15 protein-coding genes are annotated in these 14130 nt (G+C 49.7%); 6 read left to right on the top strand and 9 right to left on the bottom strand.

Translation table 11 applies throughout. From position 1 onward, the window contains the following. Nucleotides 1–120: 120 nt before the first annotated feature. Both QD47_RS11635 and QD47_RS11630 read left to right on the top strand, forming a co-directional pair. Entirely contained in the window at nucleotides 121–597 is a 477-nt protein-coding gene (locus tag QD47_RS11635; RefSeq protein ID WP_044646284.1) for a disulfide oxidoreductase, read from the top strand. Nucleotides 598–766: 169 nt separating this feature from the next. After that, a complete protein-coding gene (locus QD47_RS11630) occupies nucleotides 767–1264 on the top strand; it encodes a CcdC family protein (RefSeq protein WP_044646283.1) in 498 nt (165 codons plus the stop codon). 491 nt (nucleotides 1265–1755) lie between these two features. On the opposite strand, the gene map is transcribed toward QD47_RS11630, so the two are convergent. Beyond that, the gene (gene map / locus QD47_RS11625) at nucleotides 1756–2502 is read right to left on the bottom strand and encodes a type I methionyl aminopeptidase (protein WP_044646282.1); all 747 of its coding nucleotides are present in this window, start codon (nucleotides 2500–2502) and stop codon (nucleotides 1756–1758) included. 205 nt (nucleotides 2503–2707) lie between these two features. Here map and QD47_RS11620 point away from each other — a divergent pair, with 205 nt between their 5' ends. From QD47_RS11620 to QD47_RS11610, 3 genes are all read left to right on the top strand, one after another. Further along, on the top strand, nucleotides 2708–3403 hold the full coding sequence (locus QD47_RS11620) for a GntR family transcriptional regulator (RefSeq protein WP_044646281.1): 696 nt from the start codon (nucleotides 2708–2710) through the stop codon (nucleotides 3401–3403). Nucleotides 3404–3648: 245 nt separating this feature from the next. Further along, complete coding sequence (gntK, locus tag QD47_RS11615) at nucleotides 3649–5202, top strand: gluconokinase (RefSeq protein ID WP_044646280.1); 1554 nt, start codon at nucleotides 3649–3651, stop codon at nucleotides 5200–5202. A gap of 107 nt (nucleotides 5203–5309) precedes the next feature. Continuing rightward, nucleotides 5310–5492, top strand: coding sequence for a hypothetical protein (locus QD47_RS11610; RefSeq protein WP_044646279.1), 183 nt, complete (start codon nucleotides 5310–5312; stop codon nucleotides 5490–5492). 169 nt (nucleotides 5493–5661) lie between these two features. On the opposite strand, the gene QD47_RS33135 is transcribed toward QD47_RS11610, so the two are convergent. From QD47_RS33135 to QD47_RS11600, 3 genes are all read right to left on the bottom strand, one after another. Continuing rightward, nucleotides 5662–5760: a YjcZ family sporulation protein gene (locus QD47_RS33135; protein WP_412177974.1), complete on the bottom strand. Its 99-nt coding sequence runs from the start codon at nucleotides 5758–5760 to the stop codon at nucleotides 5662–5664. A 140-nt stretch (nucleotides 5761–5900) separates the two neighbouring features. Then, nucleotides 5901–6716 (bottom strand): serine/threonine protein kinase, encoded by an 816-nt coding sequence (locus QD47_RS11605; RefSeq protein WP_044646278.1) that lies wholly within the window; start codon nucleotides 6714–6716, stop codon nucleotides 5901–5903. 175 nt (nucleotides 6717–6891) lie between these two features. Continuing rightward, nucleotides 6892–7713, bottom strand: coding sequence for a MerR family transcriptional regulator (locus tag QD47_RS11600; protein ID WP_044646277.1), 822 nt, complete (start codon nucleotides 7711–7713; stop codon nucleotides 6892–6894). Nucleotides 7714–8306: 593 nt separating this feature from the next. On the opposite strand from QD47_RS11600, the gene QD47_RS11595 reads away from it, so the two are divergent. Continuing rightward, nucleotides 8307–9263 carry an L-lactate dehydrogenase gene (locus QD47_RS11595; RefSeq protein ID WP_044646276.1) on the top strand — a complete coding sequence of 319 codons (957 nt, stop codon included), beginning with the start codon at nucleotides 8307–8309 and terminating at the stop codon, nucleotides 9261–9263. Nucleotides 9264–9562: 299 nt separating this feature from the next. Here QD47_RS11595 and QD47_RS11590 read toward each other — a convergent pair whose 3' ends face one another. The 5 genes from QD47_RS11590 to QD47_RS11570 are packed head-to-tail and all read right to left on the bottom strand — an operon-like array spanning nucleotide 9563 to nucleotide 14085. After that, nucleotides 9563–10291, bottom strand: coding sequence for an ABC transporter permease (locus QD47_RS11590; protein ID WP_044646275.1), 729 nt, complete (start codon nucleotides 10289–10291; stop codon nucleotides 9563–9565). Then, complete coding sequence (locus tag QD47_RS11585; protein ID WP_044646274.1) at nucleotides 10291–11007, bottom strand: ABC transporter permease; 717 nt, start codon at nucleotides 11005–11007, stop codon at nucleotides 10291–10293. The genes QD47_RS11590 and QD47_RS11585 overlap by 1 nt, the downstream gene beginning before the upstream one ends. Then, nucleotides 11004–11921, bottom strand: a complete 918-nt coding sequence (locus tag QD47_RS11580; RefSeq protein ID WP_044646273.1) for an ABC transporter ATP-binding protein — start codon at nucleotides 11919–11921, stop codon at nucleotides 11004–11006. The genes QD47_RS11585 and QD47_RS11580 overlap by 4 nt, the downstream gene beginning before the upstream one ends. 59 nt (nucleotides 11922–11980) lie before the next feature. Then, nucleotides 11981–13411, bottom strand: a complete 1431-nt coding sequence (locus QD47_RS11575; protein ID WP_044646272.1) for a sensor histidine kinase — start codon at nucleotides 13409–13411, stop codon at nucleotides 11981–11983. Beyond that, nucleotides 13411–14085 (bottom strand): response regulator transcription factor, encoded by a 675-nt coding sequence (locus tag QD47_RS11570; protein WP_044646271.1) that lies wholly within the window; start codon nucleotides 14083–14085, stop codon nucleotides 13411–13413. The genes QD47_RS11575 and QD47_RS11570 overlap by 1 nt, the downstream gene beginning before the upstream one ends. Nucleotides 14086–14130 lie beyond the last annotated feature (45 nt).

Below are 14130 nucleotides of genomic sequence, written 5' to 3'. Positions count from 1 at the left end.
CCCTGCACTCAAAATACAGTACAATATGGATAAGACATCCATATCAGCAGATGTCTGCTGATCGGACAAGACTCGGTGAGTTCATTTTGTTCTCATTTGAATCCAAAAAGGAGCGTTACTATGATTGGATCGTTTAAAAAAACAGATATAGCTTTGTTTGCCGCCTGGGTTGTGGCTTGTGTGGCCACATTAGGCAGTCTGTATCTCAGCGAGATTTTGGGGTACGAGCCTTGCAAGCTGTGCTGGTTTCAACGCATTCTGATGTATCCCCTAACCCTTTTGCTCGGAATCGCTTATTTTCGGGGAGATACGGGAATACGTCGTTATGTCATGCCGTTGGCTATTATTGGAGGCGCCATTTCGGCCTATCACTTTACGATTCAGCGTATCCATGCAGCCGCCAAAGCGGCTACGCAGGCTTCAACGTCCTGTGGAAGAGTATCCTGTGAGCAGGATTACCTGAACTGGTTTGATTTTATTACCATTCCTTTTCTCGCACTCATCGCTTTTATCCTTATTATTGCAGCCATGGGGTATATCATGCGTCAGGAGAAAAAATCGGCGCAAGGAGAGGTACAAGCAGAGCATCTTGCATAAGTATGATAGAGACCCGAGATCGTTGGGCCAGTCACCACAATCAAGCGTATAATCCGCTTGCCGGAGGAAAGACTGTAACTAAATATATCCATTACATATGTGGTATAATAAAAAAGGTTTGCAGTCTGTCCAATAACGCTTACATTTCCTTATAGAGGGGGCCCAGTCCATGATTCATATCAGCACCCCAATTCTGCAATATGGCGCAACCTTCGGCATGATCTTGATCGCTGTTTCGGCTATTTTCATCCGTATGAAGACAGGCCATCGCCCGGTTAACGCCAAAAAGATTATCATCCCTCCGCTCGGTATGAGCACCGGCTTTATGATGTTTATCGTGCCAGAGGTACGGGTTCCCTGGCTTTGGGCAATGGGCGCTTTTCTGGTCGGCTGGTTTATATTCTCGTATCCGCTGATTCGCAGCACCAAGTTTGAGATGCAAGAAGGACAAGTTTTTGTACAACGCTCACGCACCTTCTTTTTTATCCTGATCAGTCTGCTGATCGTTCGCTTGCTGCTGCATGAGTTTATCCAGCGCTACATTACCATTCCACAGACGGCGGGGCTATTTTTCATCCTCGCCTTCGGGACATTGCTGCACTGGCGACTTCGTATGTATTTTCAATATCGTCACCTTAATCCGAATGAGGCAGAAGTCCGAATCTGACAAACAGATACTCGCGTGCAGCAAGCATGTTGTTGCATACACCCGAGCATTTTTGCATCAATCCCAAGAGCGATTTCAAATTAGCAATATATAGATCGAAACGCTTTAGTTCGTCTATCTATTGTACTTTCGAGCGTTGGGAATCGAATGTCGCAAAATGCTGAACCCAAAAGACACGATCTTCCAACAGGAAGTCGTGTCTTTTGGGCTTGTTGTAGAGCTGCATCACAACTGCCCGGAAAAAGCTACCCGATTGCGCCCTTCCGTCTTCGCAGTATACAGCATCCGATCCGCCTGCTCGATCAGCTCTTCGTGCTGACTCTGACGCTCGGGAAGTTACATATCAGCATCACTTACTTTGACTAGCACCTTGCCCAAATGATCTCCCTTAAACAAGGCGAGAAAAGGCGAATATACATAACAGCGAGGTGCCTATGCTAAAAGAGACTGTCCTCTGGACAGCCCCTTTTTCTGTAATACACCTACCTGGTTTATTGCTGTGTCAAAATAATCGGGCCGTCCGCTGTAATCGCCAGCGTATGCTCGTATTGCGCCGACAAACCGCCATCCAGTGTACGCGCCGTCCAACCATCCGCATCCACTTTGCTGCGGTAGGTGCCTGTATTCAGCATCGGCTCAATTGTAATGACCATGCCTTCCTTCAAGCGCGGTCCGCGATGTGGTGGCCCATAATGCGGCACCTGCGGTTGCTCATGCATATCTTCCCCGATGCCGTGACCAATAAATTCGCGAACAACCGAGAAGCCTTCCGCTTCCGCATAGGTTTGGATCGCATGGGAAATATCGCCGATCCGGTTACCGATTACAGCCTGCTCAATCCCTCTGTACAGGGATTCCTTGGTAACGTCCAGCAGCTTTTGCGCCTGCTCGGAAACATTACCCACTGCATACGACCAGGCGGAATCTGCCAGCCAGCCGTTCAGGTTTACGACCATGTCAATCGTCACAATGTCCCCGTCCTTCAACGGTGTCTTGTTCGGGAAACCGTGGCAAATGACATCGTTAGGCGATCCGCAAGTCGCAAACTGGTAGCCGTTGTAGCCCTTTTGTTCCGGCGTAGCGCCATGCTTTTTCATAAACGATTCCGCGAAGGCGTCAATTTCCAGCGTTGTAATTCCAGGCTTGATCATTTTGGCAATTTCCCGGTGGCAAGCAGCCAAAATTTCGCCAGCTTTCTTCATATTTTCAATTTGTTCTTTGGTTTTAATAATAATCATTAAACGATCTCCTTCTTTTCCGTGTTCGTTCCACTTTCACTGCTGCTTTTTTCTGCTTCTATTGTAACGCTAAAAGCACTGAAATGGAACCGATGTCCATTGACACCGTTTACAAGTATCTTTTGCGGGGTATATAATACTTCATAACTTGTATACAAGTATGCCCGAAAGAGGCAACCGAAATTTCCAGGATAGGAGTATGCACATGAAATATCCGTCAGTCTGGCTACAGGGTGCATCGCTTGGTGAAAGGATTGCTTGTGAGCTTCGACTTCAGATTATCCGTGGCATGCAGACACCCGGCACGGTATTATCTGAAAATCAGATTGCTGCCGATTTTGGCACCAGCCGTTCTCCTGTTCGTGAAGCGTTAAAAGTGCTTTCCAGTGAAGGATTGCTTCGCTTGGAACGCATGGGCGCGATTGTCATCGGCATGACGCCCGCTGATATGGAGGAGCTTTTCGATGTGCGAATGCTGATTGAGCATTTTGTTGTACAAAGATTTGTACATAGAGACAATGCAGGGTTGGTGACCGCTTTAAACCGGATGATTGATAAAATGGAAGTCGCTCTCAAGCACAGAGACGTCGTTGAATTTTCTCTTCAGGACTTCAATTTCCATGAGGCTCTGGTGCTGGAAGCAGGCCATACTCGTATTCTCCACACCTGGAACGGAATGAGGCAGTTGATCCTGACGGTCATGCTGGCTGCCACAGAACAACGCTTTACGTCCAAGATTGAAGAATCCCAAGTCACGATTCACAATCATCGTACCTTTGCAAACGCTTTAAACCAAGGGAGCGCTCAGGAGCTGTCCGAATTTATCAAGGATCATTACCGGGACACCCGCAACGCGGTAAACGACAGCGTTCTGTCCCCCTACCGCAAGAGTCTGTCCTAATTTGTAAAATGTATAAAAGGAGCCGCTGCACCGCGCTTTAGGTGCTCTAAGCTGGCGCAGTTCCTTTTTAGACTAAAGTTGTCGACAAGTATACATACTTGTCGTTGCCTTGCAGCGGTCGCTACGGGGGCGCATATGAATGTAATCGTGTTTGCTTCCCTGGTCGCCTTTGGTTTGATTATGCTGCTGAGTGTGTTAATTTAACGATAATGAGCTAATAACGGTAAGTGAAGGGGAGATTGAATATGGCAGACACCCAATATATGATCGGCGTTGATATCGGTACGACCAGTACCAAGGCGGTACTTTTCGAAGAAAACGGCAATATTGCTGCCCAGCATCATGTAGGCTATCCACTGCATACACCTGAGCCGGATGCGGCGGAGCAGGACCCGGAGGATATTTTCAAAGCCGTCGTGACAACGGTGCAGGAGGTCATGAAAAAAAGCGGAGTAGCAGCCGAGCATGTGTTGTTCGTCTCCTTCAGTTCGGCCATGCACAGCGTGCTGGCGGTGGACAAGAACGGCAAGCCGCTGACCGCCTCGATCACATGGGCAGATAACCGCAGCGCCAAATGGGCTGAAGCGCTCAAGCATAAATACCATGGACATGACATTTACTTACGAACCGGGACGCCCGTTCATCCCATGTCGCCGCTGACGAAGCTGATGTGGATTACACGGGATTTACCGGATATTGCGGCACAAACGTACAAATATATTTCTATCAAGGAATATGTGTTTGCCCGGTTATTCCAGCAATATGTCGTGGATCATTCGATTGCATCCGCTACCGGTCTCATGAATTTGGAGCAGTTGGATTGGGACGAAGAAGCGCTACGTATTGCCGGTGTCACAAAGGAGCAGTTGTCTGAGCTGGTGCCGACAACTCACGTCCTGAAGGGACTGGATGCGACCTGTGCGCATGACATGGGCTTGCTGGAGACGACTCCTTTTGTCATCGGAGCCAGTGACGGTGTCTTGTCCAACCTTGGTGTGAATGCCATCAAACCGGGAGTTGTCGCTGTCACGATCGGTACCAGCGGAGCCATCCGTACCGTGGTTGATAAGCCGTTGACCGATGACAAGGGACGCTTTTTCTGCTACGCATTGACCGAAAAGCTGTGGGTGATCGGCGGCCCGGTGAACAATGGCGGCATTGTGTTCCGCTGGATTCGCGATGAATTTGCAGCCTCCGAGGTGGAAACCGCCAAACGGTTAGGGCTTGATCCGTACCATGTGCTGACCCAAATCGCGGAACAGGTACGCCCCGGCTCGGACGGCCTGCTCTTTCTCCCGTATCTGTCGGGAGAACGTGCGCCTCTGTGGGACCCGAATGCCCGCGGCTCCTTCTTCGGCTTGTCCCTGCGTCACAAAAAAGAGCATATGATCCGCGCCGCTCTGGAGGGTGTGCTGTTCAACCTGTACACGGTTATGCTGGCCATGGAAGAGGTCATCGACAGACCTTCGGTCATTCACGCCACTGGCGGATTCGCACGCTCGGAGCTGTGGCGACAGCTCATGGCGGATATTTTCGATCAGGAGGTCATTATCCCGGAAAGTCTGGAAAGCTCCTGTCTTGGCGCAGCTATTTTAGGCTTGTACGCACTGGGACGGATTGATTCGCTGGACGCTGTATCCGGTATGATCGGTACCACTCACCAGCATAAGCCCGTGGCAGAGCATGTGGATATTTACCGTGATTTACTGCCGATCTATATCCGCATTTCACGTAAATTTGAAGAGGAATTCAAGGATATTGCCGAGTTTCAGGCCAAATCCTTAAAACCTTTAAATTAGTGGAACCCGTTCCAACACCGCTGCGTATTACCGTTTCATAAGAACCTGTCTATGTCAGAAAATGATCTAAAAAATCAGTCGGACAGGATAAGAAGGAGGATTAGACGATGCTCAAAAAATTACTGCACCGCCTGCTACATTCCACCTCTCATTCTCATAAGCGGAAATACAGTAGCTCGGACCGTTATTACGAACGTAAACGCCGCTCTTCATCCGATTTAGGATACAAGAACAGCCATAACGGGCACCAATATTACAAGGACAAACGCCGTCATTACTCCAGTTCGTAAGTAAAGGGCTGCGACAAATGAAACCAAGCATTGCAAGGAAGCCATTGGCTCCTTCAAACCCTATAAAGCGAAGACCCTTCTCATCAAGGGCCTTCGCTTTATTGTTGTACGCCCGGCGTAATGCAGGGCAACATCTGTGCATTTTACAGGAAACCGTCTATTAACAAAATTACAGAAACAGAGTTTTGGAGATAATTACCAGCAAAATAAACAGTACCAGAATCGCTCCTACAGAGGTCCAGGCTCCGCCGTACCCCATACCGCCCATTCCACACATATGACTCATTTACAACACTCCTTTCGCTCATTTACAGGATCATTGTATGTAGATATGGTCAGATGCGTAAGGGGGGCATTCCCCCATTTTTGCGGCGAATGCCCGTTATTTTTATGGACGATCTTTATGGACTAGCCCTCCTGCTGCACCAACGCCTTCTCCAGCTCCAGCATAAACTGACGACTATGTTCATACCTTGGGCCAATCTGAAAAAGCCGCTCCAGCAGATGGCGCACAGGTGGACTCAGCTTCAATTCTTCCTGCCAGCTTCCCGGCGGTTGATCCGGTTGAGGCTCGTAACTGCTGTACAGCATAAAAAGCATCAAATGCCCGACATCGTACAAATCGCTGTAGATAGCAACATCCTGTCGTTCGGGTGCACGCTTTTCCAGCATAGATTCGGTAAATACATCCTCCTGCTGCTCGCCCATCGCCAGTGCAAGGCCAAAGTCGATCAGGTACGGTTTCCCTTCGCGGTGGATCACATTGGGAATGCGGATATCCCGATGGATGTAGCCTCGTTCATGCACATGCAGAACCCGCTCCATTAGCTCCAGGGTGTAGACGATACATTCCTGTTCGGTAAAAGAACGCCCCTGTTCAAATATAAGCTCCTCCAGCGTCATGCCGGAGATATATTCCATGACCAGGTACATTCCATTCCGATGCTCCACACTTTCGAGCAGCCTCGGGATATGGGGATGTTCCATTTGTCGCATAATGTCAGCCTCACGCTGCAACAGTTGAACACCTTTCGCCCGCTTGCTCGGTCTGGGTAGCTTGACCGCCACCTCCTGCCCATTATGCTTGTCCAGACAGAGGTAGGTCAGACCATAGCTTCCCATACCCAGCAGCGAAAGAATATGATAACGTCCACCCAGCAGATCGCCGGGCTGTTTCGGGTAATCTATCCAAGATTCATAAACATTCCGTAACCAAGCAAACATTCTGATATCCCTTTCCTATACACGCTGCGGCATGTTATATATGCGACTTGCTCTTGTCTTCTTGTATACCCGCCCACTGTCCTATATCCATACACTCCAGTCTATTCCGCTATTATACCATCCACAATAAGACCATCAGAACCGGGTAGGTCTGATGGTCTTATCATTATCATGCCTATGCCTCTCTTCGTCTGCGTGGTGCCAAACCGAGCCAGGACAGCAGCGAACCGCGTGACTTACGCTGTCTGCCCTGATAGGTACGCAAATTGGTGATTAACTGCCGATCCCGTTCCTCTTCCACCCGTTCTTTCATCCAGCGCTTTTGGTCCTCCAACTGATTGGAAAGGCTGGTGTTCTTCTCCACCAACCGGCTATGCTCCACTTCCAGCTCTTCCAAACGAATCCTCATCTCCAGTAGAGCGCTCTGCACCATAATTTGCATCTCCGTCAGTGCTTGGGACTCTATAGGCTCCTGCGTTTGTATCTGTACGGGTGTTTGTTCCAGTTCTTCTTTTTCCCTCTCCCTTGTTTGCTCTAGCCTGTGCTCAATCGTTAGCGCCAAGGTATGCGTCTGTTGTTCCTGTACGCTCACTTCATCCTCTAATCCTGCCGATTCAAGAGTAGAGGCGGCTTGCGCCTGCATCACAGACTCATCTCTGCCCTCTGCCGCAGCCAATATTTCCTCCCAGGTTGCAGCCAGCGACTCACCATCCGATACGGATGGCAAGCGAATGCCTGCATCCTCGATTTGGAAGGGGGCGGTTACCCTCTCAAGCACCACCTGAACCGCCTGCTCCATCGTCAAATGCTCCTCACGCAATGCCCCTCGCATCACCTTTAAGCACTCTACATCCTCTGGACTGAACATTCTCGATTGGTTGGCGGAACGCGGGAACACATAGCCCTGCTCCTCCAGCGCTGCCGCATATTTACGAAGGGTACTGGCCCCGATTCCCAACTGCTTTGCTGCTTCCGTCGTCGATCTGCTTTCTTCCATTAATCATTACCTCCCTGGATGGTATGGAAAGAAATAAGCTTGTATATGTACAATTCGCGGAATCAAATGGAAACCCTTTGGCAAAAATGTTCTAATATTGCGGACTGCTAGGAACCTTTGTCATAAGCGAATATTTTATAAAAATGCAAGAAGCGACTTCAAATCAACCATATACAGTCGGATAAACCAGCCGACCATAAAATCTGACAAAATATATGGTACCTCGCCTAGTCCCCATTCAATAGGGCGTCTTTCTAGAAACGTCACATAAATGTCACACTTCACATGATCTTATGGCATTATTTCTGCCATCAATGCGTCGCGAAGTACAATCAATGCGGATGTCACCTCAAAAAGAAGCTACTCACACCCTGCAATCCTCACCTGCAAAAACACTGCGTATTCCACGTATTCTCTATATTTCAGCATATATATGTGCCTCTGGTCATAGTTGTTTTTATATTTTTCGGAATGAAGGCAAAACAATGGATATTTCCAAAAGCTCTGCAATATGTTATGTTATGTAACGTAAAATGGGTTTCAGACATAATTTATAGCATATTAACGTTCGCTGGAACGAGGAGGAAACATAAATGAAGGGGAAGGCAAGGAAAGTAGCTATTGTCGGCGCGGGTATGGTCGGTTCGAGCTGTGCCTACTCAATGGTCAATCAGTCCATTTGTGACGAAATTATGATGATTGACCGCACGTATGATCGGGCTTTGGCCCATGCGCTGGATCTGTCCCATTGTATGGATTTTACGTCCACACGTACCAAGGTACATGCAGGAACATATACAGATTGCACGGATATGGACGTTGTCATTATCACGGCCGGGGCTAACCCCAAACCAGGTCAAGATCGTCTGTCCGTACTGGATGATGCGGTGATCATTACGCGCGAAATTGTAACGGCGATTATGGAGAGCGGCTTTGACGGCATTTTCGTCATTGCGGCTAATCCTGTCGATATTGTGACCTATCTTGTACAAAGCATATCCGGTCTGCCACGCAACAAGGTGATCGGCACGGGCACCTCCATTGACTCGTCCCGGCTTAAGACGCTGCTTTCCGAGGTGTTTTCCATAGATCCGCGCAGTGTGCAGGGGTATGCTCTTGGCGAGCACGGCGATTCCCAATTCGTTGCATGGTCACACGTTACCATTGGCGGCAAGCCAATCCTGCACATCCTGCGTCAGCATCAGGAGCGGTTCAGCCACGTCGATCTGGATGATATTGCCCGCAAAACGAAGGATGCAGGCTGGGAGATTTTCACCCGCAAAGGGGCTACTTATTTCGGTATTGCCAATGCGCTGGCGTACATTACCCGTTCCATTTTAAATGATGACGGTAAAATTATAGCGGTTTCTGCCGTATTGGATGGCGAGTACGGGCACACGAATGTCTGCACAGGTGTTCCGGCGATCATCGGCAGCAAAGGAATTCAGGAGGTCATCGAGCTGGAGCTAAGCCCGGAAGAACAAGCCAAGTTCGACGCCTCCTGCCGCTTCATCAGCGATAATATCCGTGCCATGTCGGGCTTAGTTTAAATTGTGTCATACTCCGGATTGAGATGTATTATCGTATTTTATCAATCCGGCGCGATTTATACTTCAAAAAAATCCACTTATCAAATATTCATTCTAAAAACTGAAGAGAGACCATGATATTATGACCTATGCCACATTTATAATAACTTCCCGAGCTAGAAGTTGAATGATCTCTATGTACCAACGCTGAAATGTGACCCGGAAGAATGATAACTTTAAAACAAATGACCCATAAGAGGGTCATTTGTTTTAATAGAGCCCTTGAAAAAACAGATAGAGCTGAATCCTCATATTCCGTCTTATATTTCTTTACGACGGAATACCGTCAGGCCCGCAATCCCAAACACAGCAAAGCTGCCCAGGACAACCGTAATCAGCGTATCGGCTGGTACGATGAATGCCCCGAAGCTGTCTCTTCCGGCAGGCATCATCGCCAGCACAGGCTGTACCCACGGATAGTACGGACCGTAGGTCTGTGAGTTGGCGACCAGAATATTGGGCACTGTGAAAACAAAGTTCAAGGCGAGCGGCGCGGCAAAGCTGGACCACAGGAAAGACACCATCAGTTGTAACGCAGCTAGCGGCAGACAGGCTACCCAGCCTGCGAGCAGACTTTGGGCGATGACTGACCAAGGAATCGGCCCGTTCATGTCCTGGACAGCTCCGACACCCAGCAGCGCTCCCCCGAACAATAGCTGAGTCAGCCCCACCAAAGCCATAATCATCGTCAACTTGGCTGCGTAGAGACTGGTGCGGGATAATGGCAACGACAGCAGTTGCTTCCAGCCGCCGCCCCCATGCTCGAATCGGCAGACCATGGATGCAAATACGGCGGTCAGCATCGGCATGAACAGCAGCGCATGCACTGTGAGCATGCTAGAAAGTAGTGCTAGCCAATTTCCTCCGGGGTTCGACAGCAGTCCGATCAGGACGGCAATCGCCGGGCTGACGAGCGCGAGCAACCAGACGGGCGACTTGGCTATTTTCAAACGTTCGACAGATAGCAGTCGTACATATCCTCCGAACATTACGCCACATCCTTTCTGCTAAAATGAGCCGCCGTCAGCAGACTGAGAAGCGCACCCGTTCCGCAGCCGATGGACGCAAACATCCACGCTTGAGGCGCAACCCATGCGAATTGCGGCCAAGCCAGCGGAAACCATTCAGACAGTTGTGATGCAAACAAACTGCCAATGCCTAGCGTAATGCCCAGTGTTACAGGCAACGCCTGGTTATGAAACGTGACCGTTAGCCACAATAGCAGTACGAGCATGGGCAGTGTTCCTCCCAAGGGCCAAAACCCGAGCCGCAGCAATTCTGTTATTGGAGCAGGCTCTCCCCCGAAGCCAAGTATCATCCCCAGTCCCCATGTTCCAACGGTAAGGAGCAGGCAGGATACACACAGCATCCCGATAGCCAGCGTCAGCTTGGCCATATAGACACTGAATCTGGAGATAGGCAAGGCCAATAGCTGCTTCCATGAGTTGGACGAATGCTCCACATTCGCCAGCATGGAAGCGACCATCGTGGCCCCTAACACCAGCGCAATGGGGACAAAAACAGCGATGTTGTCCATCAAGGCTTCCCACAGATGACCCTTGCTGCGCGGAATCAGATAATCATAACGAAGCCCGAAATTCAGCGCCTGCATCGCCACCAGCCCAAGGGGTCCAAGGAACACCAGAAACCAGATCCCCTTCCTGCGCGCTTTGAGCAGATCCGCAGTCAGCGCTCGCAGCATCATAGGGAAGCCCCTCCTTTGCCGACGACCTGCATGAACATATCCTCCAGGGATTTGCGGCGTTCCTCTACACGGTATATAGCATGCGTATTTTCGACCAGTCTTCTGACCAATAGCGCCACAGCCGCATCATTCATGTTTTCAAAATCCAGAGCAGCCCCGTCCCTCACCGAATGATAACCCTGCTCACGTGCAATGAGCTGGGCTGTTTCCGGGTCGGACGTGACGATGCGAATGCCCCCTGCGGATTCCTGACGGAGATTGTGAATCGTATTCTGGAAAACCAGTTCTCCTTCGCGGATAATTCCCACCGTATTCGCCATATGCTCCACTTCGCTCAGCAGATGGCTGGATACCAGCACGGTGATTCCTCGTTCCTTGGGCATCGCCTGAATCAATGAACGCATTTCCTGAATGCCCTCCGGGTCCAAACCATTGGTAGGCTCGTCCAAAATAAGCAATTCCGGATTGCCTAGCAGCGCGGCGGCGATACCAAGCCGTTGCTTCATGCCCAGCGAGTAGCCCTTGACCGGGCGTTTGGCATGCTTGGTCAGTCGAACGACTTTCAGCACGTCCGTAATGTTCTCCTTGGGCACATTTAAAATGCGACGAATGGCCTCCAGATTTTCCACTGCGTTCAAATGACCGTAATATGAAGGGTATTCGACCAGCGAGCCGACTTTACGCAAAATATCCAGCTTATGTCTGCGAATATCCTTACCGAATATGCGGATCGTTCCTCTAGTCGGGCGAATGAGTCCAAGTAACATGCGAATGGTTGTCGTTTTCCCCGCTCCATTCGGGCCGAGAAAGCCGTAAATATCTTCCCGCCCTATTTTCAGATCCAGCTGGTTGACCGCAGGGCGTCCTTTGTATATTTTGCTGAGACCGTTCGTTTCAATAATGTATTCGTTCAAGTTCCTCACCTCGACACTTATCGTAACGTGCCAAGTTTAAAGCTAAGGGAACTCTTAGTTTAAGTTTTGTTTAAAAAACGGATTTGTGTCCCGGCGGATGAACTGACAATGTCCCTCTCCAGATTCATTTCACGGGCCAGCAATTCAGTAATCGCCAAGCCAATCCCGGCTCCTTGTCCACTGGATCGCTGCTCCATTCCCGGTCCTTTATCCACAATGACTAATGCCTCTTTCCCGTTAAGTTCCTCTACATGGATACCAATATATCGGCCTGAGGCAGCATGGCGAACTACATTTTGAAAGAGATTGTCCAGCAAACGGCGGAAGCCCTGCTCGTCGACCTTCCACACGATACTATGCTCAGGCAAGTCGATATCCACCTCCAAATCTTCCTTCTCCCAAACCGGATACCAGCTGGCCGCACATTCCCGCACCAGCCGCAGGATATCACGCGGTTCGTTATTCAATGTATATTTGCCGCTGGAAAGAAGATTATAGGCGAGCAGGTTGTCGATCAGGCTTCCGAGGTCTTTTAACTTGTTTTCCATCAGTGTAATAGACTGCCTTCCCCTGTTACTCAGGTTTTCGTCGTCCAATGAGTACAGATGGCTGCGCACGACGGTAAGCGGTGTCCGGATATCGTGTGACAGATCGGCGACCAGCCTTTTTCGCAGTTCTTCCTCTTGGCGCTCACGTCCCCGGCTCTCGGCCAGTTGCTCGACCATCTGATTGAACGCTTCCTCCAGCTTGCCGATTTCATCCGGTCGTCCGGTGCTGACGAAAATGGGCAATCCATCCTCTCCCCTCTGCGACATGGCTGCCTGAAGCCGCACCAGTCTGCGCCGAATGCCTCCAAAAAACAGGAGAGATACGAATATAAATGCTGCGAGTATTAGTAAAATAAAAAAGAGATAGTACAGTGCCAAGCTATTGTCCGTACGTGACTGATCAAAAAACGAACGAGGAACTTTCAATACCATATAGCCCTGATCGGCGTTCTTCTGGCCACCACCAATAAATGAAACTACAGTAAATAAGTCTGAATTCATGGCTTGCTTCATAAATACAACAGCCTGCGTCGCGTCCCATTGCTTTGGAACGTCAGGTTGTGCGGGGAGCTCTAGCCTTGTTTTCCCCGCTGCATCCACCCAAAATATCTGTGAGTCGGGAAACGTATTTCCCTGTATTTTTTTTAAACGGGTTGAGATTTGCTCCGGTGTGGCTCCTTTTAAGGCTACGGCTTCACGATGCCAGCTATCTTCGGTCCGGGAACTGGAGAGATAATGTGGATTTGCAGGCTTCATATCCGTAACCCAAGCAGACAAGACACTACTTACAATTAACGTAGCAGGTAACATAATCGGCAACAGCATCATGGCAACCACAATAATGATCAGATAGCGGAACAACAGTGAACTGCGAAACCGACCTCCCTGACCTGGCCTGGAGCTGCGACGCAACCTCGCCCAACTCTTGCGCGTCCTGCTCATTATGCCTTCACCCGATAGCCTACGCCACGGATCGTCTCAATGATGCGGGGAGTGGCAGGATCAACCTCCAGCTTTTCGCGCAGATGTCGAATATGGACCATTAAGGTTTTGTCCCCGTCGATATACGGATCTCCCCACACGGCTTCATACATTTGCTCCTTCGTCATAATCTGGCCCAAATGCCGCAGCAAATAAGCAAAAATATGATATTGCTTGCCTGTCAGCGCAATTTCTTCCCCGGTATCACGGTTCACAATACGGTTATCGGGAGGGTACACTGTCAGATGTCCCAACTGCAAGGATTCCTCGGGCACCGTACCTGAACGACGCAGCAAAACCTCCATACGTGCAATCAGCTCGTCCGGATGAAAGGGCTTCGTCACATAATCGTCGGCAAAATCCAGCCCTTGCAGCTTATCGTCAATGGAGGTTCGGGCGGACAGCATAAGAATCGGAAGCTCCGGCCGCTCCTTCTTGAGCCGTTTTCCAATTGTAAATCCATCCAGACCGGGCAGCATCACATCCAGAATCACAAGCTGGCATGTATGGGATGCTTCCACAGCTCCATCCCCGCTGCGCAGCCACACCACAGCGTAATTCCGCTCTTCCAAATACTGATGCATCCAAGCGCCGATATCCTGATCGTCCTCGATATATAACACATTTGTTTTCATTGACGCACACCTACTTATCGTTTTTCTTTTATAGTAATGGGCATT

Source organism: Paenibacillus terrae (assembly GCF_000943545.1).
In the GTDB taxonomy this organism is placed as follows: Bacteria; Bacillota; Bacilli; order Paenibacillales; family Paenibacillaceae; genus Paenibacillus; species Paenibacillus terrae_A.
Note: the sequence above shows the minus strand (reverse complement) of the source record. Positions and strands in the feature narration are given on the sequence as shown.